The sequence below is a fragment of the Roseibium aggregatum genome, from assembly GCF_014692675.1.
In the GTDB taxonomy this organism is placed as follows: domain Bacteria; phylum Pseudomonadota; class Alphaproteobacteria; order Rhizobiales; family Stappiaceae; genus Roseibium; species Roseibium aggregatum_C.
The window spans coordinates 1-21,750 of sequence record NZ_JABFCZ010000042.1 but is presented as its reverse complement, the minus strand read 5'-3'; the positions used below and the strand labels follow the sequence as shown (position 1 = coordinate 21,750).

At 56.6% G+C, this 21,750-nt stretch carries 22 protein-coding genes; 17 read left to right on the top strand and 5 right to left on the bottom strand.

All coding sequences use genetic code 11. The features are described 5' to 3' along the window. The first annotated feature begins 369 nt into the window (after positions 1-369). The 3 genes from HK439_RS27305 to HK439_RS25055 all read left to right on the top strand — a co-directional run bounded on the left by HK439_RS27305 (position 370) and on the right by HK439_RS25055 (position 4,507). Positions 370-1,062 (top strand): methyl-accepting chemotaxis protein, encoded by a 693-nt coding sequence (locus HK439_RS27305; RefSeq protein WP_190294234.1) that lies wholly within the window; start codon positions 370-372, stop codon positions 1,060-1,062. A gap of 177 nt (positions 1,063-1,239) precedes the next feature. Further along, positions 1,240-3,540, top strand: coding sequence for an EAL domain-containing protein (locus tag HK439_RS25060; protein WP_190294233.1), 2,301 nt, complete (start codon positions 1,240-1,242; stop codon positions 3,538-3,540). 355 nt (positions 3,541-3,895) lie between these two features. Beyond that, positions 3,896-4,507, top strand: a complete 612-nt coding sequence (locus HK439_RS25055) for a recombinase family protein (protein WP_190294232.1) — start codon at positions 3,896-3,898, stop codon at positions 4,505-4,507. 162 nt (positions 4,508-4,669) lie between these two features. On the opposite strand, the gene HK439_RS25050 is transcribed toward HK439_RS25055, so the two are convergent. Then, entirely contained in the window at positions 4,670-6,856 is a 2,187-nt protein-coding gene (locus tag HK439_RS25050; protein WP_190294231.1) for a methyl-accepting chemotaxis protein, read from the bottom strand. Between the two features lie 816 nt (positions 6,857-7,672). On the opposite strand from HK439_RS25050, the gene HK439_RS25045 reads away from it, so the two are divergent. The 4 genes from HK439_RS25045 to HK439_RS25030 all read left to right on the top strand — a co-directional run bounded on the left by HK439_RS25045 (position 7,673) and on the right by HK439_RS25030 (position 10,544). Next, complete coding sequence (locus tag HK439_RS25045) at positions 7,673-8,008, top strand: DUF3768 domain-containing protein (protein WP_190294230.1); 336 nt, start codon at positions 7,673-7,675, stop codon at positions 8,006-8,008. 318 nt (positions 8,009-8,326) lie between these two features. Continuing rightward, on the top strand, positions 8,327-8,971 hold the full coding sequence (gene parA / locus HK439_RS25040; RefSeq protein ID WP_190294229.1) for a ParA family partition ATPase: 645 nt from the start codon (positions 8,327-8,329) through the stop codon (positions 8,969-8,971). Then, complete coding sequence (locus HK439_RS25035) at positions 8,968-9,222, top strand: plasmid partition protein ParG (RefSeq protein WP_190294228.1); 255 nt, start codon at positions 8,968-8,970, stop codon at positions 9,220-9,222. The genes parA and HK439_RS25035 overlap by 4 nt, the downstream gene beginning before the upstream one ends. A 98-nt stretch (positions 9,223-9,320) precedes the next feature. Then, positions 9,321-10,544 (top strand): replication initiator protein A, encoded by a 1,224-nt coding sequence (locus HK439_RS25030; protein WP_235988109.1) that lies wholly within the window; start codon positions 9,321-9,323, stop codon positions 10,542-10,544. A gap of 678 nt (positions 10,545-11,222) precedes the next feature. On the opposite strand, the gene HK439_RS25025 is transcribed toward HK439_RS25030, so the two are convergent. Both HK439_RS25025 and HK439_RS25020 read right to left on the bottom strand, forming a co-directional pair. After that, positions 11,223-12,152: a M48 family metalloprotease gene (locus tag HK439_RS25025; RefSeq protein ID WP_190294227.1), complete on the bottom strand. Its 930-nt coding sequence runs from the start codon at positions 12,150-12,152 to the stop codon at positions 11,223-11,225. Between the two features lie 9 nt (positions 12,153-12,161). Beyond that, positions 12,162-13,862, bottom strand: a complete 1,701-nt coding sequence (locus HK439_RS25020; protein WP_190294226.1) for a type IV secretory system conjugative DNA transfer family protein — start codon at positions 13,860-13,862, stop codon at positions 12,162-12,164. Positions 13,863-14,105: 243 nt separating this feature from the next. Here HK439_RS25020 and HK439_RS25015 point away from each other — a divergent pair, with 243 nt between their 5' ends. The 6 genes from HK439_RS25015 (at position 14,106) to HK439_RS24990 (ending at position 17,199) form a co-directional block, all read left to right on the top strand. Next, complete coding sequence (locus HK439_RS25015) at positions 14,106-14,396, top strand: type II toxin-antitoxin system ParD family antitoxin (RefSeq protein ID WP_190294225.1); 291 nt, start codon at positions 14,106-14,108, stop codon at positions 14,394-14,396. Next, positions 14,393-14,692, top strand: a complete 300-nt coding sequence (locus tag HK439_RS25010; RefSeq protein WP_190294224.1) for a type II toxin-antitoxin system RelE/ParE family toxin — start codon at positions 14,393-14,395, stop codon at positions 14,690-14,692. Before HK439_RS25015 ends, HK439_RS25010 begins: the two co-directional genes overlap by 4 nt. Further along, the gene (locus HK439_RS26725; RefSeq protein ID WP_209012067.1) at positions 14,685-15,092 is read left to right on the top strand and encodes a type II toxin-antitoxin system HicB family antitoxin; all 408 of its coding nucleotides are present in this window, start codon (positions 14,685-14,687) and stop codon (positions 15,090-15,092) included. The genes HK439_RS25010 and HK439_RS26725 overlap by 8 nt, the downstream gene beginning before the upstream one ends. An 87-nt stretch (positions 15,093-15,179) precedes the next feature. Continuing rightward, entirely contained in the window at positions 15,180-16,349 is a 1,170-nt protein-coding gene (gene mobQ / locus HK439_RS25000) for a MobQ family relaxase (protein ID WP_235988108.1), read from the top strand. A gap of 41 nt (positions 16,350-16,390) precedes the next feature. Beyond that, positions 16,391-16,705 carry a hypothetical protein gene (locus tag HK439_RS24995; RefSeq protein WP_190294223.1) on the top strand — a complete coding sequence of 105 codons (315 nt, stop codon included), beginning with the start codon at positions 16,391-16,393 and terminating at the stop codon, positions 16,703-16,705. 20 nt (positions 16,706-16,725) lie between these two features. Next, a complete protein-coding gene (locus HK439_RS24990; protein ID WP_190294222.1) occupies positions 16,726-17,199 on the top strand; it encodes a hypothetical protein in 474 nt (157 codons plus the stop codon). Here the strand turns inward: HK439_RS24990 and HK439_RS24985 are convergent, their stop codons facing one another. Together HK439_RS24985 and HK439_RS24980 are read right to left on the bottom strand one after the other, a co-directional pair. Then, a complete protein-coding gene (locus tag HK439_RS24985) occupies positions 17,200-17,526 on the bottom strand; it encodes a hypothetical protein (protein WP_190294221.1) in 327 nt (108 codons plus the stop codon). 1 nt (position 17,527) lies between these two features. After that, positions 17,528-18,421 carry a phage integrase N-terminal domain-containing protein gene (locus HK439_RS24980; RefSeq protein WP_190294220.1) on the bottom strand — a complete coding sequence of 298 codons (894 nt, stop codon included), beginning with the start codon at positions 18,419-18,421 and terminating at the stop codon, positions 17,528-17,530. A gap of 1,120 nt (positions 18,422-19,541) precedes the next feature. On the opposite strand from HK439_RS24980, the gene HK439_RS24975 reads away from it, so the two are divergent. The 4 genes from HK439_RS24975 to HK439_RS24960 all read left to right on the top strand — a co-directional run bounded on the left by HK439_RS24975 (position 19,542) and on the right by HK439_RS24960 (position 21,220). After that, positions 19,542-19,760: a hypothetical protein gene (locus HK439_RS24975; protein ID WP_190294219.1), complete on the top strand. Its 219-nt coding sequence runs from the start codon at positions 19,542-19,544 to the stop codon at positions 19,758-19,760. 340 nt (positions 19,761-20,100) lie between these two features. Beyond that, positions 20,101-20,592 carry a hypothetical protein gene (locus HK439_RS24970; protein WP_190294218.1) on the top strand — a complete coding sequence of 164 codons (492 nt, stop codon included), beginning with the start codon at positions 20,101-20,103 and terminating at the stop codon, positions 20,590-20,592. A 68-nt stretch (positions 20,593-20,660) separates the two neighbouring features. Then, on the top strand, positions 20,661-20,924 hold the full coding sequence (locus tag HK439_RS24965) for a type II toxin-antitoxin system ParD family antitoxin (protein WP_190294217.1): 264 nt from the start codon (positions 20,661-20,663) through the stop codon (positions 20,922-20,924). Continuing rightward, positions 20,921-21,220, top strand: coding sequence for a type II toxin-antitoxin system RelE/ParE family toxin (locus tag HK439_RS24960; RefSeq protein WP_190294216.1), 300 nt, complete (start codon positions 20,921-20,923; stop codon positions 21,218-21,220). Before HK439_RS24965 ends, HK439_RS24960 begins: the two co-directional genes overlap by 4 nt. Positions 21,221-21,750 lie beyond the last annotated feature (530 nt).

The window sequence follows — 21,750 nt, the reverse complement described above, 5'->3', positions numbered from 1 at the left end:
ATATCCGCGCCTTCCTGGCGGGCACCCTTGATCCCGAATATTCCCGTCAGCTGACCGAGCAACTACGACAGGCAGGCGTCCCGGTTTGACCATGCCGTCGCTGGCAATTAATCTGAGCACGTGGGGGATGTTTGCAAGCAGACCCGGATGTTTGCGAGCACATTGGCAAAGAGCGTGAGCACGACGCCCGCTCCATTGTCAGATAATTCGAGCAGAAAATGCCGATGTTTGCGAGCAGAGGCGCTTATGTTGGCAAGCCGCTACACATAGCGCACTGTTCTTAACAAATCGGGAGACAGCATATTCACTTAAGAAATAATTCACATTAATCTTGGCATTGTGACCCAACGATTCATAAGGGTGACGTAGATGCAAAAGGTAGCCCATATTCTCAAAGAACGCCTTGTATTCGCGGAAATTGATGGAAATGTCATTGCTGAATTAAGACTTGTTTGGCCTCACATTGAACGTGAAATCGATCCAATCCTGGAGGCATTTTATAATCATCTCCGCAAAAACCCACAGATGGCGTCAATGCTCGGCAACCAACAATCTCGGCTGGAGAGCGCGCAGAAAACACATTGGGCGAAGCTCTTCAAAAATGGCTTTGATACCGAGATCGAAGCTGCACGGGCGGGCGACGCTGGCAAGGGATTTGCCGTTGTCGCGGCAGAGGTCAAGGAACTTGCAACGCAAACGTCAAAAGCAACTGAGGAAATCAGCAACCAGGTATCTGAAATCCAGGGCGCGACTTCAGGAGCTGTGCGCTCCATCGAAAGAATTGCAGAAACGGTCAGAAACCTGGATGAGGTAACAGCCTCGATTGCAGCTGCGGTCGAAGAACAGGGCGCGGCAACAGATGAGATTTCGTCGAGCGTTCAGGCTGTCGCAAGAGGCGCCGAGAACTTGAGTGCCAATATCGTTGGTGTTCAAAGCGCGATAGTGACCTCAGACGAGACCGCATCACAATTCCTGTCTGCATCAGAAAGCATGAATGCGAATACAAAGCGGATTTCGACAAACATCGAGGGCTTCTTCAAAGCAGTGAAGGCTTTGGCGTGACTGCATTGGAATACCAATCCTCTATTTGCTTGGGGCCTTCGGCGGCATCGACTGACATTGTTCCAACACCAACCAGTAGTGAACAGCTTCTTCTAAAATCACTCCCACCGGGATAACCAATTCGAAATAGTCCGCAACTAACGATAATACTCCAGCAGAAAAACTTTAGAGGTTACTTTGAACCGTGGAAAATTTCAGATATTTCTGGTGGCAATATTACCGATAATGGCGGTGATTGGTTTCACCGGTATGTTCGTTTCTGAAAAAGCGACAATTCGCTCTCGAAATATCGAACTGAAGCCCCTCACAAGTTTAGTGTCAAACGCCTCAGACCTCGTCCACGCTTTGCAAATCGAAAGAGGCTTGAGTATCGGCCTCACCAAAGACAGAGATTCCAAGGCATTTCTGGAAGCTCTTACCGAGCAGCGGAACAAAACCAACACAGCAATCACTGATTATTTCCTTGTTTTGGAAACGCTCAAGAACAGCCGGTTGTACGGTGTCGTAAGCAGTGTATTCTCAGAAGAGAACGTGCAGAATATTTCAAGATTTCGAAAATCGATAGACGAACGCACTGGCGATTCAATCAGCGCATTCAATTTTTACACGCGAAAAATAGAAAAATTGCTTGCAGCTATAAGCATATCAACGAGCTTCAGTCCATCTAAGAGGATATCGGAAGAGCTTTATTCATTTCTTATTATTTTGGAAGCCATGGAGGCTGGTGGTCTGGAGCGGGCTAACGGAGCCGCCCTCCTGAATGAGTTCAACTCTTCCGGTGAATTTGACTTCAACACATATCTTGATTTCGTTTCCTATTCCGGAGAAGAGACAGCTTTTCTGAACGAGTACAGAAAGGTATCCAACGCTAGCCAGGTAGAAATCTATGATCGCTTAGTCAGTGACGATCAGTCGCTTGTCTTCGAAAGCTATAGGGAGACACTAAGAAATCTTCCTGTTTCGCTCGATACCAACGGCTTGACAGGAACCGAGTGGTTCAACGTAGCGACGCGACGTCTCGATCTCATGAAAGCGGTCAGTGAGAAGCTTCTCGAACGATCCGGCCTGGCTGCAGAGATCGAAAATGAGCGGGTCAATAAAGAGATCATGTTTGTTCTCAGCCTCGCAATTTTAGTAATCACAATCACACTTCTGCTCGTAATTGCTCAGGTAAAGGCGATCAATGAGCAACGTGCAAATGAACGTAGACTTAGATACGCAGCGTCCCACGACACGTTGACCGGTCTCCTGAATAGAACCGAACTCTCGCATCGCATTGCAGCCCACATTGAGACTGGCGAGGGTAACGGATACGGTTTGATCCTGCTTGATCTTGATGATTTCAAATCCGCAAACGACACGTTGGGCCATGATGCGGGCGACCACGTGCTCAAGGTTGTTGCAAGCCGGATAAGCAAGCAAATTGGGTCAAACAATGTGTGTGCCAGGCTTGGTGGGGACGAGTTTGCTGTTTACATGAAAGTGACGAGCGAACTCGAAGTTGATAGTCTAATAGACCGGATTAGAGAACCCATTCCGTACGATCTGAGCTCAATCAGAATAAGTGCGACCGCCGGCTGTTCCTTTGTCCAACAGGCCAACGGAGATGTCGGAGACTTATTCAAATTTTCTGACATTGCACTCTACAAGGCAAAATCCACGAAGAAGGGAAGAACACTTATCTTCAAGCCGGAATTTGTCAGTGAAGTCAATCGCAGACGATCCAACTTGGAGTTCGTTCGAAATGGATTGGATGACGGCCGTCTCGTCCCCGTATTTCAACCGATTGTCGACCTGCGCACACATGAATGGACTGGTGCGGAGGTGCTGCTCCGTTTGAATACTGAGGAAGGCGATTTACGAAGTCCCGCCCACTTTCAGGAAGCCTTCTTCGACGCCGAACTGGGTGCACGGATGGATATTGAAATGTTGCGACAGGTCCGGTCGCTGCTGCATGGGAGCGAAAGTACATTTTCGGGATTCAGATTTGGCGTAAATGCAGGTATGGCCTCAATGCGAGATGATATGTACGTCAAGGAACTCCTAGACCTGAACCGATGCGCAGCGGAACGGAGAGCTGATCTATGCCTGGAGATTGTCGAAACTGTCCTGTTCGACGATGCAAACTTGAAATTGGACGACCTTCTGGGCACGCTGTCACAGGCAGGTATCAAAATCGCTCTCGACGATTTTGGCACAGGTTACGCCTCCCTCTCACACCTTCAAAAGTATCCGATTGATTGCATCAAGATAGACAGGAGTTTCGTTTCAGGACCAGGCACCGACGAAGACAAGGCGCCAATCGCACGTGCTTTGGTCGATCTTGGACTATCGCTTTGTAAGGAAGTTGTTGCGGAAGGAATAGAAACCGAGACCCAGCAGAAGTTCTTGACGGAAATTGGTTGCCATAAAGGTCAGGGTTACAAGTTCGGGAAACCGGTTCCCTGGAGCGAATTTGTAGCTGTGAAAGCGGCCTAAAAATGACAATTGCAGGCCGCGACTTTTGACGTGTCAATGCCGTTTGAAATTTCCCCAGAAGCGCCGAAGTAAAATTCCCCAGCTATGCCGGAGTGGACGGGAGGGTAATCATCCCATTTTTGGTGGGTTTTAAAACTGGACTGTTGATTTCCATTGACGGCGCTTATGCTCCCTCCCGACGGGCTGCCGAAGAGCAGCCCGTCGGATTGAAAGAGTGAAAATAGTCTATCAAATGACCGTATAATAGACAGTCGCAGCACCCCTCCCCTCCCCGGCCGAATTGACCCGGTTTTGTGTCCAAAAAATATGTCCTGAAATCTATTGTCCAATATACGGTATTGGGTGATAGTTGGACATGCTTATCGGATATGCCCGCGTTTCGACCGCTGACCAGAACCTGGACTTGCAACGGGACGCGCTGGTGCGCGCCGGGTGCGAAAAGATTTTCGAAGAGAAGAAATCCGGCAAGGCGGGTAGCAAGCGCCCGGAGCTGGAAGCCGCCCTCGCCTATCTGCGGCCGGAGGACGTGCTGGTGGTGTGGAAGCTCGACCGGCTTGGCCGCTCCCTGGTGGAAATGATGCGCACCATCGACAAGCTGCGGGCGGATGGCATCAAGTTCAAGAGCCTGACCGAAGACCTGGACAGCGAGAGTGCCCAGGGACGGTTCTTTTTGCAGATTCATGGGGCGATGGCGGAATACTTCCTCGACCTCAACCGCGAACGCACCATGGAGGGCCTGAAAGCCGCCCTCGCTCGCGGGCGCAAAGGTGGACGGCGGCCGAAGCTCTCCGAGGATGATATTCGCGCCGGTCAGGCGTTGTTGGCGGCCGGAGATATATCCGTGGCCGAGATAGCGCGGCGGTTGGGGGTCAACCGTTCGACCTTCTACAACTATTTCCCGCAGGCGCGTTCAAAATCAGACTCAGGACATCTGATCAAAAAAAAGAGCGCATCGCTGCGCTCTTGAAGGTTACTGTGCAAGTGGCTTGATCGACCACTCAATACACCCCTGCATCATTAAAGACGCGAAGCAGGAGCGAACTTAGCTTCCAGTCGTGACACGTCAATCGGTTCGACTTTTGAAAATCCTTAGTTATTGAAACTAATGCCGCGCCTTTAATGATTTACATCAGGCGCTTAGGCGTGTTTCGTCCCTATCTCTAGTGACATTTTCGAGGAACTGCGCCACATCACGCGCCAGGTCTTGGCTCGCCTCGGAAACCATGTTTGAAGAACTGTTGACCATCGAGGCTTCTTCAGAGGTCTGCTGGATGCTTCCAGCGACGGCATTCATGCTCTCAGCCGCTGTGCCGGTGCTGTCGCTGGCGGCTCTTGCCGAACGGGCGATCTCTTCGTTGGCAGAACGCTGCTCCTCGATCGCGCCTGCGACCGAGCTGGTCAAAGACTGGATCTCAGACACTTTAGCCGTGATGTTGTCGATGGCTCCGGCCGCATCACGTACCGAATTCTGAATACCGCTGATCCGCTCGGAAATCTCGTCAGTCGCCTTCGAGGTTTGTGTCGCCAGTTCCTTTACCTCGGAGGCAACAACCGCAAAGCCCCGCCCCGCTTCACCCGCACGCGCAGCCTCGATCGTCGCGTTGAGCGCAAGCAGATTGGTCTGTTCAGCAATGTCACGGATCAGATTGATGACGCTGCCGACATGCTCGGCGGCCTCGGACAAGGTGCGAACGTTCTGATTGGTGAGTTGGGCAGCTTCCACGGCTTCGAGGACAATCCGACTGGTTGCCTCGGTCTGGTTGGCAATTTCCTGCACGGTTGCCGTCATTTCTTCGGTGGCAGCAGCGACAGCCGCAACATTCTCGGAAGCGCTCGCAGACGCGTTTCCGGCAACACCAGACTCATTACGGGCATTGGTTGCAAGGTCATCGAGAGAGGTTGCTGCCTGTCGCATCAAACCCATTTGCTCGGTGACCGTATCCAGCCGCGACGACATCGCCGCCTTGAAGTCCTGGATCAGATTCTCAAGGTAAGCCTGACGCTCACGTTCACGTTCACGCTCCGTATTGGCGGCAGCTTCAAGGGAGAGCCGCTGCACTGCATTTTCCTTAAATACGGTGACGGCACGGAACATGTCCCCGATTTCGTCAGCCCGACCGCCATCGTCGGTCTCAACGTCGGTTTGGCCTTCGGCCAAGGTGCGCATCGCCTTCACGATACGATTGATCGGATTGGTGATCGTCCGGGCCGCAAAAAAGCCAAGTCCGGCGACGATCAGAATCAGCACAACACCTGCCATCATAAGACGGTTGCGCATATCAGCGATAGGTGCAAAGACCTCGCGATCGGCTTCCAAAGCTACAACGGCAAACCTGCCCCCCTGATAGTCAAAGGCTTTGGCTTGCACGACCATCGGTTCCGACCGATGTAGTGCGCCGTAACCGAATGCTGTTCCTTGCGCGAACGCCTGGTCGATGACCTCACCGTCCAGCTTGGTCACCAGAATATCGTTGGTGTCCGGCGTAAAGGCCGTGTCATTGCGCATAAAACCGTTTTCGCCGATCAGCGCGACCTCGCCGCTTTCACCCAAACCGACGTTATCGCTCATAAGTGCATTGATCTCATCGACCGGCATCTGGAACGCCAAGACACCGATTGTCTTGCCAGTCTCATCTGCGATCGGGCGCGCCATAAAACTCGCCGGTGCGTCGAAAGTCGGTTTGTAGGGTTCAAAGTCTTCGAAGGCGACCTTGCCACGTTCCTTGATGGTCATGGCCCTGCGATAGACTTCTCCCAGATCCGTCGCAGCCCATTTGCCGCCACCAGCCGCGAAGTTGGTTGCGTAGTCCAGCTCCTTGGACACCGTGTAGACAAGGTTGCCTTCGGCATCGAACAGGAGAATGTCGTAGTATCCCTTTTCATGCTGAAGCTGGTGGAACCAGGGATGAAAACGGGCATGGACGGCATCATAGGCGGTATCGGTTCCGGCCTGATCCAGCTTGTCTTTCTGGCCTGTCGGATGCGGGTTATCCGTGATGTAGGTCTTCTGGAGGGAAGAGGTCATCTCCAGACCTTCACCAGCCATCTTGCGCCAGGCATCCGAAAACTCTCGAAGCGCCAAAACTGTGTTCGGCTGATCCGCCGTCAGCACAAGCTCCTTCTCAATGCCTTTTAGATAGGCCAACACGTTTGTCGAGGCGACGTCGGCGGCAACCCCCAGGCGAGCCTTTGTCAGATCTTCGATACTTGACTTGGCATTGAAATAGCTCGCGACGGAAATGCCGACGCCAACAAGTGCGGCGCACCCGATGACCAGAGCCGGAATCTTTTGAGACAGGCGAAGTTTAGTAAACACGAATTTCCCCACAAATCGCAACAGGCAGTGACCCTGCGTGAATTTTTGCGCGGTAAAGTTAATTCCGCCTAAACAAGATTCAGGCCAAACGAACAAATTTTAAGCAAACGGCCAAATGATCAAGTAAATTTAATAAGTAATATTTACACGCATAGGTTATTAAATGAAAGATTAAAACCAAAAGTTTATCTCCTATCGACACGGCATCCGCTTAGCGGGCATCTGATTCTTGCGTTTTTCCTGCAACATTTCTGCATAGAAAAATATTGTCTTGTATTGAACACACATAAATTCATTATGATTTTTCGTTTTAGAATAACCCTACGTTAACCCGAATCTTTGAACTTCATTTCTGTCGGCTCCCCATTATGATCGCCGACAAAGCCTCGATCCGGCCCCTCCTTGCCAGATACCGGATCTGCCAGAGTTATTCTTCGGTTTTCCCCCAGACGCCCCGGAGAATCGCCTGGCGAGGGTTGCTCCCTCTTGCCCTCTTTGGGAGCAGCCTTGCTGTCCGTCAGGACAGCAGCACAGTACAACTCCAGCAGGCGCAGCGATGCGCCTGTTTTTTTGGCATTTAACAAGCTCTTACAACTGCGACAGCAGCCTTGCTGGCCCAAGGCGCCCAAATGTGCACGTTCGGCCGGGTCTGTGAGACTTTCGGGGTGATGCAGCGGATTCCGTGCGCACCCTAAGCGGTGGGGTGAAGCTGTCCATGCCCTGCCCGCACCAACCGAGTTGGGCAGGACACCCTCCCCTACCCCCGCTTTTGTGGGTGGTGCGCTCCGGCGCATCAACCAACGAAAGCAATCTCACATGACAACCGACCCGAAAACCCGCCGCATACGGCAGCTGAACGACACCTTCCGCAAGACGTTCCAGGGCGGCAAGGTGTACATCACCAAGGGCATCGCCACCCTGCCCAAAGACCTCCGGCCCCAGATGCTTATGGCCGTCCGGACGTTTACCGCGTTCACCGAGGACAACGACCCTTACGGCGAGCACGACTTTGGCGCCATCACCCTTGGGGGTTTCAAGGTCTTCTGGAAAATTGACACCTACGCCCCGGACATGATGCACGGCTCGGACGATCCGGCCGACCCCGCGAAAACCGTGCGCGTGCTCACCATCATGCTGGCCGAGGAGTATTGACTCCTTGGCCGTCACGGCGGCTCTAACGAGCCTTTTTTGTGTATTTCCGTAAAATCGTAAATACGATTACGCAGAATGTCTGTCCAGGTTTGAGCGTCACGCTCAATACCCAGTTCCGTGTTTGGCCGGAATCGTTCTTCCCCCTGTCGGCGAGGGTTTCGTCACAATCCTGATTTACGACTTTCTGTAAAAGCGCAAAATCGTATTTGCGCTTTTTGCGCCACACCCCTTGGGGACAAAGGATTTTTGGGGGCTGTAACACATGGTTAATCGTGTAATCGTAAAATCGTAAATCAGGAATTACAGAAAGGCGACGCCATGATCATCGGTGTATTGAACCAGAAAGGCGGCGTGGGGAAGACCACCATCGCCATCAACCTCGCCGCGACCTATGCCAAGGCTGGCAAGCGCGTGCTGCTGGTGGACGCGGACCCGCAGGCCAGCGCCCTGCAATGGTCCGCCGCCCGCGACGAAGACCCGTTGTTCCCGGTGATCGGCATGGCGAAGCCCACCCTGCACCGGGATCTTCCGGACGTAGCGCAGGATTACGAAGTGGTCATCATCGACGGTGCGCCGCGCGTCAACGAGCTTGGCCGCGCGGCGATCCTCGCCAGCGACCTGGTGCTCATTCCGGTGCAGCCGTCGCCCTATGACATCTGGGCCGCCGCCGACACGGTGACGCTCATTCAGGAAGCGCAGCAGTTCAAGCCCGACCTGAAATGTGCATTTGTAATTAATCGTAAAATCGCAAATACGGCGATTGGGCGCGACGTGGGGGATGCCTTGGCTCAGTTCGAGCAAGTGCCCGTGCTGCCAGCGGCCTTGCACCAGCGCGTCGTCTACGCCGAAAGCGCAGGGCAGGGGCTGGCCGTCATCGAGGCCGAACCCAACAGCGATGCCGCCCGCGAGATCAAGGCGCTTGCCAAGGCGCTCCAGTCCAACAAAGAGAAGAAAGCCGCATGAAAAAGGTCTCCATGAAAATGCCGGTCAAGAAACCCGACGCTGCGGATGCCTGGGTACAGGCGCCGACCGCCGATGTTCCCGAAGCCCGCGCCAAAGTCATCCCCATGACCAACAGCGAGCCCATGAAACGCCTGACCCTCGATGTCACCGAGGGCCTGCACCGGCGCATCAAGGCCGAATGCGCGCTCAAGGGCACCAAGATGGCAGATATCCTGCGCGATATCCTGGAACGCGAGTTCCCGGCGGCCTAGTCGTATTTACGCTTTTACAGATTTACGATTATGCAGAAATGTACAGATGTGACGACACGAGCCTTTCCGCGAAGAAGGGCACGGGGTAGGGTAAGGACATGACTTCCTCGAAAACCCGCCTCATGTCCCGTGAAGATTTCGGCAACCTGTCCCTTCACGAAAAGAACGCCTATCTGCAGGAGCTGGCCGACAGCTTTGCCGATACGCACAACCGCGAGCGGGTGACACTCGACAAGGACGCCCTCAGCCGGTTGCGGCGCTATTACAGTCGAAGGGTCTGGGCCGACCTCAAGCTCGACGAGTTGGGGGGAGGGCTCCTCAACAACACGCTCCGCAGCCTGGGTGAGGATATCCGCAACAAGAGTATCAACACGGATGTCAGCGCGGCCCTGTGGCATGAGACAGCCCCAAAGCGGGTATTGCGCGCACCGCCCCAGGACGATGCCCAGCTGATGTTCTTCGTGCCGACCATCTACGACGCCCCTCTCAAGGACGACGTGAACCTGATGGACGTGGCCCCGTTCAGCCTCAGCAAGCGCGCCCGCAAGAATGTTATCAAGTACGAGCTTAAAGACAGCCTGATTACCATCGAGGGCGGCGCGGAATCCGGTCTGGCGACCGTGTTCGACTACGACATTTTCCTCAATATGGTGTCGTATCTGGCCGAAGAAGTACAAAAGTTCCGTCGCGACGAAGCGAAGGGCCTGCGGCCAAGCCTGCCGCCCAAGGTCTACCGGCCGAATGCATCCCACATCCTCAAATTCTGCCGCCGCTCAGACGGCGGCAAAGCCTACGAGGACCTGGAAGCCGCGCTCGACCGCCTGTCTCACACCGTGATCAAAGTGGTGAACCTCTCCGGAGGCAAGCGCCGCCAGGTAGACAGTCGGCCGATGATCAACGGCTACAGCGTCGTCAGCCGCACCGCGTCCAACAAGATCGACACGGTGGAAATCACCATCCCGGACTGGGTTTACAAGAGCATCGTCAACAGCGACAAAAAACTGCCGTTGCTGACCCTCCACCACGACTATTTCCTGATCAGCTCAGCGATGGGGCGGTTTCTATACCGCCTCGCACGCAAGGCCGCTGGCAAAACCGATGCCGTGTATTCCTTCAAGGAAGTCTACACGCGCAGCAGCTCCGAGCAGGAGTTCCGCAAGTTTGCCTATGACCTCAGGGCTTTTGTCCAGAGAACCCAGGCCTTCCCGATGCCGGATTATGACCTCGCCATCCAGGAGGGACGGGACGGCCCCATGCTGGCCATGAAACGGCGCTCAGATGCGGATGATTTGCCCCTGCTCGAAGACATTCCAGCCGAATGATTTTGTCGTGTTCCGTTCTAGACCGACAGTTTTTGTCGTTTTGTCCCGTACATCGCCGACGACAAAAATTGGCTGCCATAGTGAGTTTTCGGGAGGATAATTTTTGTCGCAAGTTATCCACAGAACCGTATATCGCCGACAATTCTCCGTACATCGCCGACGACAAACCGTACTTTACCGACGACAAACCGTACATCGCCGACGACAAACCGTACATCGCCGACATAGCATCTTCGTACCACTTTGTTTTTGATAGCGAATTTCGCCTTTTTCGGCCCTAAAACTTATTAAAACTTATTTAAAACATAAAAAACAGATAAAACAGGCTGCGCCTGATTTTCAAAATTTGGATTTGGAATTGGTTTTTTATCGGAGTCGGCACAGTACGTGCCAAACGGAGAACGCCACCCGGTTTCCCAAGTGGCGTCCTAACCCTTTACGGTCATCGGCTTCCCAGCCTGTACCGTGAGTGAATTAAATCACACAACGCTGAGATTGCCAAGAATGTTATCTGGGACGCCTCTCAGAAGCCCTGGGAAGCCCGTACAGACGTTTTTGGCAATCAAAGGTGGGATTTTGTGCAAACCCACCCAAAACTTGTCCTAACCCTTTTAGAAATATCCTCGGGGGTCTGGGGGCAGACAGCCCCCAGGGGTAGGCCGCCTTTGGCGGCCCGAATTATTTTTTTGCGTAGGCGATATCTTCCACCTTTGGGACTACTGATGGCGCTGCCAGGGGTTCGGAAGCCGCTTTGCGCCGGATCGGCAGCTGCCGGAGATACGTTTCCGCTTCCAACGCGGAAACCCGTTCCGAAAGGGTAGGGTGTGTCGAGAACATCGAGCCGCTGCTGAAGCCGCGTAGCATCAGCCGGGCGTTGCTCAGTTCAAAGTCCGAAGGGGCCGGGCCTTCATGGATCTTGCGCAAGGCCGCGATCATGTCCGCCTTGCTGGTCAGGGCCGCGCCGATCGCGTCCGCCCAGTATTCCCGCTTGCGGGAAAGGCCCAGAACCATCAGTTCCGAAACCCAGGTCAGGAACCAGCGGCCCCATGTTTGAACGGTATTGGAAAAACCCAGGTACCAGACCAGTGAATTCTGGAAGGAGCGGGCAAGGCCCATCCGGCGCATATCGTTATTGGCCACATGGCCAAGCTCATGGCCGATGATGGCGTCGATTTCCGCCTCGCTCATGGTTTTGAGAAGCGGCTGGCCGACGACGACCAGGGCATTGTCGGCATTGGCACCGATGGCATAGGCGTTGGCGTGGGGCATGACCCCGACCCACGGCCTGGTCCGCAGACCCAGGTCCGCTACCAGCCGGTAAACCCGTTGTGCCAGGGGATCGTTTTCCTGAAGCAGCGTAATGCCATGCTGCCGCACGGCCGCATCGCGCTGCCTGCCAAGGCCCATAAGGCCGAAAACCGTTCCCCAAATGGGAACGGCCAGGAAGCCGCCGAAGGCGCTGCCTGCGGCAATGCCGAAACCGATGCCGATCGGCGCGGAAATAACGCTGGCCCAGATCAGGCCCGCCCAGGAGCCGAAAACGAGGCCGAGCCAGGTTGGAAAGGTGCTGTGGTGCAAATTGCGTGAATCAAGTTTGGGTTCTGCCATTGGTCACTCTCAGGAAATCATGCCGAGACGTTCGGCACAGACGGAACTTTTTTCATGGACAACGAGATGGGTTTTGAAGGGCCTGTAACCGGCGATGTCGGTTATGCCCATGCGCCAGCCGTCGCCCTGCCAGCCGCTGAGAAGCTCGCGCACCTCATCAGGCGTCATGAGGGGACGGCCAAGAAACTGGACGCCTTCGGTGCTCGAAAAACCCGTGTTGGCGGAGGCGTCAAAATAAAACCCGCCGAGGTGTGACGACACGTTGGCGCTGCTGCCGGTGTTGAGGACAGCATGGGTTTTATGGCCCAGGTACTCGCCAATCATCTTGGCGGTCTCGTGATCATTGACGCCGAAAAACTGCTTCATGGCGCAGTTGAGGAACGGCCGCCAGCTGTTGCCGGGGTAATGCTCCTCGATGGAATAGATATCCTGGAGGAAGAACCACAGGCGCACGCCCGCCCCGGCATGGGTGCGGATCGCGTCCCGGTACTCCGGAAATGGTCCAATGTTGAGGAATTCATCGAGGACGAACAGCACCGGGATTTTCGGCACGGTCTTGTTGGCCAGCATGGCATCAAGCGCCGACTTCAAGACCACCCGCAGCCAAGAGGCATAGGTTTTCATCATGTCGAAGGGCATCTCGATGTAAACCGTGGCGGTTTCGTCCTTCAGGCTTTCAAAGCTGATATCGCTGCCGCTGACGCTGCGCAGGATCTCCGTATCCAGCCACTCGTTGAGTTTACTGGTCAGCGACTCCTGGAGCACCTTGAGGCCGCGCTGGGGGTCTTTTTCCAGAATGGCTGACGCTGCATTGGCCGAGGGCGGGAAGGCTTGCATGTCCCGCGCAGCCTTGAGCAGGGCCGAACCTTTAAGGGATGCCAGCTGGCAAACGGAGGCAAGGTTACGGCGATGCGGCGGAGCATGGTGCAGCACGTAGAGGATGACCCCGGTCAGGAATCCCACAGCGTCATCACGGAAGAACGATGATGCCTTCGGATCGGCCGGAAATATCTGCTGAGCAATGGCGCGCGCATCAGCGTCCCGCCGCACGCGGCTCAAGGGGTCAAACCGGTGCACCGGCTTGCCGGTGCCCTCATCCAGTGGCGCAATCCGGTAAACCGGGCCAAGGCGGCTGCGCCATTTCGAGGTAGCCTCAAACAGCTCCCCCTTGGGGTCGAGAACGACACAGCTGCCCTGGTAGCGCAGCAGGTTCGGAATGATCGTGGTTTTGCCCTTGCCCGATCGCGTCGGGGCAATGGTCAGCAAATGGCCGTCACCGTCCCAGTGGACAAAGCCGGAGGGTTTGGCCGCGCCTTCGTCGCAGAAGGAGCCGAGCAGGATCGAGGAGGGATTGTTGAACGCCTCCCGCGTCCGCAGCAGCGGGCGCAAATCGGTCGATGTCGGCCAGCGGGCCGAGCCATAGAGGGGAGGGGGATCGGCCAGCAGTTTCTGGCGTTCCGCCCTCGCAGCCTGGTCCCGCTTTGCCCGTTCGATGATCGGACCCGGATCGCGTCCGGAGCGGATTGCTGCCTCCACCGCGTCCGCAACTTCGGGACCATAAAGCGGTTCGATGGTCTTGCGCGCTGACTTGGCCTTGAAGTTGCGGGTGACCTTCATGCTCCACTGGCTGACCTTGATCATGGTTGACAGGTCGCGTTGCAGTTCTTCGATGGGAAACATGTTTTTGAACGGATCAAACTTATCGGACATATAAACGCCTCAAACCAACCTGGGCGAGAATATGGCGCGTTAACGGAAAATCAACCAAGATTGTTGGGCAGTGCAGCAAGATTTCACCCAGGGTTAACCGGGGCAAAAAGGGCTTGTATAACAGCGCACTCTTATGGGTTTGCATTGGCAAACCCGCCACTCGTTCCTTTCAAAGGTGTCAGTAATAGTGTTTGACACTATTTTTCATTATAACTTATAAGAGAACAAGAGGAGTACAAAACCATGAAGCCATCAGGGCAGATGACCATTACCTTGACCAATGAACTGGAACAGTTCGTGCGCGGCGAAGTGACCGCAGGCCCCTTCGCGTCCAATAGCGAGTATATCCGCGAGCTTGTCCGTGAGCGTTATCGGCAGAAGCTGGAACGCGAAGAGAAGATGAAAACGCTGAATGCGGCACTGGCGCGTGGCATGGCAGATTCCGCAGCAGGCCGTGTAACGCCATTGGCCGAGGCTTTTGAAAAGGTACGGGCCGCGCTTGATATCACTGCCGACGAAAGTCAGCATGTGTGAAAGTCGTCCTCACCGATAATGCCATTGCCGACCTGATTAAAATTGGTCGATTCATTCAGGATGATAACCCCACGCGTGCCGTGACGTTTGTCGCGGAACTTGAGGATAGGTGCATGCGCCTCGGTTCAATGCCGAAGGCGTTTCCCTTGATTGTCGGTCATGAAAAAGAGGGTATTCGCCGCCGTCCCCATGGCAATTATCTGATTTTCTATTGGGTGAAGAAGAACACCGTGGAAATTCTTCACGTCCTGAACGGGGCGATGGATTACGAAACGATCCTGTTTCCCGATGAATAGACTACATTACAAAGGCTATGAGGCCGTTGCCACCTTTGATGAGGAGGCCGGTATTTTCCATGGCGAAGTTGTCAACGTGCGCGACGTGATCACCTTCCAGGCAACATCGGTGGGGGAATTAGCGCAGGCCCTTACTGCCTCCGTTGAAGACTATCTGGCCTATTGTGCTGGACGGAATGAAGTGCCTGCAAAACCCTTCTCGTTCTCTGAATTCGAAGCGTGTTTGGCCCACTTCAAGGCGAATCCGCCTGTGGGTGGACGGGTTGAACTGGATTTCACCGAGGCAGAAATTCAGAACGTCCGCGACCATGCCGAACGTTACGGCTGCACCATGGATGTTTTCCTGTCGGCGGTCGTAGCGTGTTTCATGACAGAGCTTCAACTTAGAGACCGTTATTAGTCCGCCGATCCGGAGTGAGCGGCATCAGTTCTAACAGCGCACTTACGCATCGCCCAATGTGTACGCATTGACGGGCGCGGCGATGCGTTGCACGATTTTCTGACCGGCGCGAAACGCGTCCGGAGAAAACCGGCAAGTGCGCCAGGGGACACCCCTGGACCCCATCCGTGCGAGGCAAAGGCCCTGGCTATCTATCACCTGCATGTCAAGAACATCAGCCGCGGGGACGGCCGTTCGGCCGTGGCTGCCGCAGCCTACAGGGCAGGGGAGACGCTGCCCAACGAGGCCGAGGAGCGCCTGTCTGCGTTTGGCGGACGGCGGGACGTGCTGATGAACGAAATCCGGTTGCCGGAAGGCGCTCCGGCCTGGATGGCCGAGCGTGCCCGCCTCTGGAATGCTGTGGAGGCCGCCGAGAAGCGCAAGGACGCCCGGCTGGCCAAAGAACTGGAATTTGCGTTGCCACGGGAGCTGCCACGCGAGGCCTGGCCGGAGCTGGCCCGTGCCATGGCCAATGCGTACACAGCGCGCGGCTTTGTCGTTGACCTGGCCGTGCATGACGATGGCACCGGCCATAACCCCCATGCGCATTTGCTGCTGACAACGCGTATTGTGATTGCCGAAGGCTTTGGCGGGAAAATCCGCAGCGCGGATGGTGTGCAGTTCGTCACCGAGGCCCGCGCGCAATGGGCGGCGATCGCCAACCAGGCGCTGGCGAGGGCCGGGGTCGCGGCCAGCGTCGACAGCCGCAGCCATGCCGCCCGAAACCTTGACCAGAGGCCAACGGTTCACCGTGGCCCCAACCCCGATAAGCGCCGCGCCCGGCGCGAGCGTGTCAAAAGGGAGAAACAGGCCATGCAGCGAGATCCGCGCGAGGACGACTTGCCGGTGCCCGATCCGGACGGATCGCCAATCCACCCGCGCGAGCTGGAGGCGGCCGAGGCGCGTTTGCTTGACGAGATGCACCGGCACCAGGCGGAGCCAAACCTGGCGAACGGCGAGGGCAGGGACGCCGCCCGTGCTCACCTGGACGGTCAGAACGCCAGGGAGGTCAGTGACGAGGACGCGCGCGCTTACCGGCTGGCGCCGCCGGATGAAACCGGCCGCGAAAACCATCTCGACTGGCTGGATGCGCCGCGCGAGGCCAAAAGCATAGCCCCGGCACCGGAACGCGAAAACTATCTGGACTGGCTGGATGGGCGCGACGAGGGGCAGGCTCCGGAGCATGACCTTTGGCCAGAGCCGGAACGGTCGCGCTAAAACTTATTGCATACATCCGAAAGTTGTGAAATTTTGACCGTATGGGAAATTTTCACAAGGGTACGGTGTTTCCGGTTCGGGAACTTTCGGAGAAGGAACGCGCGGACACCCGCGCCGAGCTTGAATGGCTTGAACGGGATCTGATCCGCCGCCGCAAGCGGCTCGACTACTGGACCCGGCGCAAGCACGATGCCGAGACGCTGCCTAACATTCCGGACGATTTGCGTTCAGAAACCCTTTATTTCTTCCATGCGGCGACCCGGCTGGTTGAGACCGGCGAGCGGCTGCGGGCGTTTCTTCTGGTTGAACTTGCCAGCCAGCCGGATCATGCTCCGGCCTACCATCAGGAGCACTAAACCCGCTTTGGGGGAGTTTCATGGACGATCAGGAACGCCTGCGACAGTGGACCGAGCAGCGCTTTGCCCTTGAGGACGAAATCGAAAACCTCGATCTGGAAATCAAGCGCGCGGAATACGCCGCCGTGGATGCTTCGGAATCGGGCCGCTGGGTCACTTATATCGGCGAGTGTTACCAAAAACAGCAGGGGCTGTTTTTTGACCTGGGCAAGGTGACGGCTCGCATCGAGGATCTGGAAGAACGGATCCGCGAGCAGGCGGAGCAAGAAAGGGAAAGGGCGAACACAAACCGCTGGCAGGAAACGCCTGAGAGCCGGGAAGACCACCTGGACTGGTTGCGCCCCGTGCTGGACGCGCCGGAGCCGGAGGAAATCCACGACCGGGACGTGCGCAATCCCCAGCGGGAAGGCGAGGAACGGATGCTGGAGGAAATGCACCGGAACGATCGGGAGCCGGAAGACTACCTCGACTGGTACACGGCACGCGATCGCTAATTATTTTTTGGCATCCGCGCCCCAGCTGACCCTGAGATATTTTTCCGGCTCGCAATCCGGCTGCTGGCGGGTTTTCCACTCCGCAAAAAAACCTGCCGCTGTAAACGCGGCCACGGCCGCCTTGGCCGTCGCGGTGTCCGACAAATCCATTGGCTGACCCGGCCGGAAGATTGCGACGCTCTGGCCGCACTTGGCCGCGTCCGACAGAGCAGCCTCGACGCGCTCCTGACTGAAAACGGCCCTGGCCTCTGTCTCCCGCGCCTGGGCGGTACGATTTTGCATCAGGGCTAGGGCATCGGGCCTCAAAAAGGGCTTTGTCTGGCTCATTCTACGCAGCCTCCCGGTTCCGGGGTGCAAATCGCCGTCCCAGGTATGTGTCGGTCACATCCAGGCGGCCATGGCCCAGCTCATGCGATACCGTCATGCGGGCATCCCTGTCCCGATCCGCTTCGGCCGGTGTCATGCGGTCAACCGTTGGACCTCCGGCCGCAGGGCATGACCAGCCGGTCAGCTGCTTGTAGCGCCATTGCGCATAGGCATGCCGGTAGCCGTGGGCATTGCTGATGCCTGCCTTGACCAGCTGGTTTTCGTAGGACTTGAGCGCCTGATAATAGTTGCGCCCCTGGCCTATCAGCGAGCCATCGCCGACCAGGGCCTTGACCTCATCCAGCAAGGCCCGCTGCTTGGGGTGCGTGAGCGGAATTTCCCGCGAGCGGCCCCCTTTGCACCAACTGGCCTTCATCACCAGGCAATCGCCTTTGTCCGCCAGCTGGGGCCGGAATTTCAATGCTTCCTCCCGGCGCATGCCGAACGCCGCTTCCAGCTTGAGGGCCAACTGTACCCGCCTATCCGTCACCCGATCCAGGGCCGGGCCTTCCAGGCGCTTTGCCTTGTTGCCGGAAAACCGGCCGCGCTCTGCAAGGCCGAAGGTGTCATTCGTTTTCGGCAACAGGCCCGGCTTGCCGACCTGGTAGCCCCACCAGCGCAACCAGGTAAGCCGGTTGCGCACGGTTTGATCCGATAACCCGGCTGTTTTCCAACGGCTCACCAGGGCGTTGATGTGCTTGCCCCTGATGCTCCAGGCATCGGGCAGCCGGTAGCCCATTGCCTTCAAATCTTGTGCCATGGCCAGCAAGCCCCGCTGCCGCAGCGCGCGGGTGCCAAAACTCCCTTCACCCGATCGGGTGCAGAGGGTTTTCAGGCTGAAGCTCAATTCATCCATGGTTCTCGTCTTTCGGTTAGTTTTACTGACCTGCCATGAAGCCGCGAGCGGCGTTCAAGGCGCTTGCCAAAAGCAAGCAAATGGCCGGATACTCCCTGTTGTTATCTCCGTTTTTCCTGTCGATTAGTCTCCCTGTGGTGTCACCCGATTCCGGGCCGTTGTGTCATGCGGTCTTTCATCGTGCGTCCTTTCTATGGGTTGCCTGTCTTGGCTCCCCCGTGTCGTGCCCTTGGGGCCGTGCATGCGGGCGGAGGTTTGGGTGGTTGCGCCGCCTGGCGCGTCGTGTGGATATGCATTTTCGGTTGTCCTTTCCGGTAAAAGCGGGCGGCAATGGCCCCGTGGGGTGTTGTAAAGATGTCTCGTGCCAGCGCTGGCGAGGCCCGAGTGAACCTCGCCACACCCTTATGACCTCATCCTTTATCCGTAGCTGACGCTTCCTGACGTGTTGCCCAGCCTTGCCAATTCCGGCGTAAGCGCCAGCGGCACGCCCTGTCACTACCTGCCTTGCAGTAGTGACAGGGCTGGGCTGTGCCCGGCCCCGTGGTGGCCTTGCAACGGTTGCTGCGGCCATCGGGAGGGACACCCTCCCAAACCCGCCCCTTGGCCGCCACTGGCGACCAGCAGGGCTTGCAGCCCCGCACCCTGCCCCGTGCCGGCTTGGGGCTTGCGCTCCGGTCGCTCCGAGTGATGAGCGCTCCGCTCCCTTCCCTTTTCCCCTTTTCGGCCCGGAGACGGACGGGGCTCATCGCCCCGGCTTTTTGACGTTTGTCCCCTGCCATAGTCGCCTGTCGCCCTGCCATCGGAAGCAAACAGGTTCGGCCCGGCACCCAGGTTGCCAGGCAGCTCCCCCAAGTCCTGGCGAGGCCTTGCCCCGACCCTCCCGACTGGTTGGAACGGCCGCAAACGTTGCGGAGTGCGGCACCCCGTGGCTCCGGTCACGCCCGTCACGACCGGAAAAGTCGGGGTCTATCCCCTTGAACCCAGCCTGCAAGGCATCCAACCGTATCCCCGTGGGAACCCTCGGCCGGACCCTCCGTTGCAGGCTGTGTCCAGCGGGGCTGCACGCCGCCCGACCGGTCGCGAAGGGCGTGACCGGAAAAACCAACGGGAGTAACCCCACATGAAAAACCGCAACGCAAGCAGCCGTCCGACCCATAACGTCTATGTGGTCGAGGGAGAGGGCGACAACGCCTTTTGGACCAAGGTTGGAGCTGCCTGGCAACACGCCGACGGCGAAGGTCTCAACCTCACCTTGACCGCCCTGCCGCTGAACGGCCGACTGGTCATCCGTCCGCCCAAGGCGCAGGATGAACAAACCGACGGAAAGACGGGGCGATGAGCCCCGTCCGCCTCCGGGCGGTTGGAATAACCCGCCTAGGCATGGTTCTGTGCGTCGGTGCCGGCGTACAATATTTTGTGCCAGCAGAGCGATGCCGGCGCCGGCACAACCCCAACAGGTTGGGATGGACCTGGGGGCGCTGCCCCCAACGCCGTGTCAAGGGGCCGTGGCTCCGCGCTGCGCTTGTGCGCCCGCACCAACCCCTTGACACTCTGCCCCCCGCGTTCGCCACGTGGCAGGGGTGCAAGAGACTTGCACCCCATGGCAGAACGGTCACAGACGCCAGGGCAAACCAGCTGGTGAGGCTTGCCGGTTCCGAAGGGCCGGGTCAGTCTGGAGCATGTTCAAACTACCCGCCGCGTTGAAAGCCAAGGGCGAAGCCGCCGAGGCCGCGTTTCGCACCTGGCTCAACCAGTCCGGGGTCGCGTTCTTCTACGTTGAACAGTCCCCGCTGAATGTGCCGGAGCGCTTGCGCGGCCGGATCAAGCGGCCGGATTACCTGGTGGGCATTCCCCATGCCGGAATGATGGCCTTTGATGTCAAGGCCAAGTCCGCCTATGACGAATGCCTGCTGTTCGACCCCGCCGAAATGGACAAGCTGGCCTGCTTTTCCGCCTATTTTCATGTGTCGGTGAGCTTTGCCTGCCTGGATCTGGACGACCCCGGCCGGTTCTATTGGGTGCCGCTGGCCGGTCTCATTGGCCGCGATCCGGAACGGCGCGGCAAGGCCCGCGTGGTGCCCTTCCCCTTGAGCGATGCCCTGGCCGTGGACATGGCCGAGCCGTTCATTGCCGCCTACGCACAGTTCGGTCAGAAATCGCTGGGGCTATGAGCACCCTGTCAGAAAAAGTTGCTAACAATTATCAATATGTGACATAAGAGAGCAAGGAGATACCGAAGATGGCGAGCAGTGCGAATCTCGGTCCCAAGCTCGAACGCTATGTGACCGACCTTGTGAAAAACGGACGATACAATTCCCGCAGCGAAGTGCTGCGCGAGGGTATTCGCCTGGTCGAAGAACGGGAAAAGCGTCTTGCCGCCCTGGATGCCGCAATCAGCCGGGGCCTCGCCGACGCTGACGCCGGGCGCGTTAAACCTATTGAGGACGTTGCCGAGCGCCTCACCGAGAAATACGCGCAAATGGCTAAAGATCGCGGTCTGTGATTGTTGTCATTACCCGCGAGGCTGAGGCTGATCTTGAACAGATCGGTGATTTCATTGCGCTCGATAATCCGCTCCGGGCAATAACCTTCGTTCAGGAACTTGTGGAACGGTGCCTGGCACTCAAGGATATGGCGCGCGCCTTTCCTCTGGTTCCGCGTTACGAACATACAGGTGTTCGCCGCCGCCCTTTTGGCGAGTATCTTATTTTTTATCGTGTGGGAGCAGAAGCCGTTGAGGTCCTTCACATTCTCAACGGTACGACGCATTACGAACCGCTTTTGTTTCCAGACGTATAAGACCGCACGGTTCAGTTTTGATCAGGGAAGCTGCTAGGTGATCAGCTTACGAAGAATTCGATCAATGCAATATGATGTTTTTAACAAGGTTTCCCCGGCCATTTGAGCGATCCAGGCCGGGGAAATTTTCCGATATTGCGATCCCGCCCCCAAAGGGAGTAGAGATCTGATGGTGGCCGATTTGGCCACGTGCACACCAACTTTAGCGGGCGCTCTCACGCGCCTGTTTTTTTATAGGTGAACGCTGCATTATTTTTTTTAAATGGAAAGAGACTTTCTCCAAATCGGCATTATTACTTACAAAAATTTCGGTAGATATGTGAACAAATTCAGTCTTATACGCAATTTCACGTCACATCTTACGTTAAGGTAACAGGTGTTCTGAAATGCTTAATATTTAAGCATAGCTGTAGCGGCTTGCCAACATAAGCGCCTCTGCTCGCAAACATCGGCATTTTCTGCTCGAATTATCTGACAATGGAGCGGGCGTCGTGCTCACGCTCTTTGCCAATGTGCTCGCAAACATCCGG

Coding starts and splice junctions, on each gene's coding strand:
- HK439_RS27305 (WP_190294234.1), top strand. CDS start 370: ATGCAAAAGGTAGCCCATATTCTCAAAGAACGCCTTGTATTCGCGGAA.
- HK439_RS25055 (WP_190294232.1), top strand. CDS start 3,896: ATGCTTATCGGATATGCCCGCGTTTCGACCGCTGACCAGAACCTGGAC.
- HK439_RS25045 (WP_190294230.1), top strand. CDS start 7,673: ATGACAACCGACCCGAAAACCCGCCGCATACGGCAGCTGAACGACACC.
- parA (WP_190294229.1), top strand. CDS start 8,327: ATGATCATCGGTGTATTGAACCAGAAAGGCGGCGTGGGGAAGACCACC.
- HK439_RS25035 (WP_190294228.1), top strand. CDS start 8,968: ATGAAAAAGGTCTCCATGAAAATGCCGGTCAAGAAACCCGACGCTGCG.
- HK439_RS25030 (WP_235988109.1), top strand. CDS start 9,321: ATGACTTCCTCGAAAACCCGCCTCATGTCCCGTGAAGATTTCGGCAAC.
- HK439_RS25025 (WP_190294227.1), bottom strand. CDS start 12,152: ATGGCAGAACCCAAACTTGATTCACGCAATTTGCACCACAGCACCTTT.
- HK439_RS25020 (WP_190294226.1), bottom strand. CDS start 13,862: ATGTCCGATAAGTTTGATCCGTTCAAAAACATGTTTCCCATCGAAGAA.
- HK439_RS25015 (WP_190294225.1), top strand. CDS start 14,106: ATGAAGCCATCAGGGCAGATGACCATTACCTTGACCAATGAACTGGAA.
- HK439_RS26725 (WP_209012067.1), top strand. CDS start 14,685: ATGAATAGACTACATTACAAAGGCTATGAGGCCGTTGCCACCTTTGAT.
- HK439_RS24995 (WP_190294223.1), top strand. CDS start 16,391: ATGGGAAATTTTCACAAGGGTACGGTGTTTCCGGTTCGGGAACTTTCG.
- HK439_RS24990 (WP_190294222.1), top strand. CDS start 16,726: ATGGACGATCAGGAACGCCTGCGACAGTGGACCGAGCAGCGCTTTGCC.
- HK439_RS24985 (WP_190294221.1), bottom strand. CDS start 17,526: ATGAGCCAGACAAAGCCCTTTTTGAGGCCCGATGCCCTAGCCCTGATG.
- HK439_RS24980 (WP_190294220.1), bottom strand. CDS start 18,421: ATGGATGAATTGAGCTTCAGCCTGAAAACCCTCTGCACCCGATCGGGT.
- HK439_RS24975 (WP_190294219.1), top strand. CDS start 19,542: ATGAAAAACCGCAACGCAAGCAGCCGTCCGACCCATAACGTCTATGTG.
- HK439_RS24970 (WP_190294218.1), top strand. CDS start 20,101: ATGTTCAAACTACCCGCCGCGTTGAAAGCCAAGGGCGAAGCCGCCGAG.
- HK439_RS24965 (WP_190294217.1), top strand. CDS start 20,661: ATGGCGAGCAGTGCGAATCTCGGTCCCAAGCTCGAACGCTATGTGACC.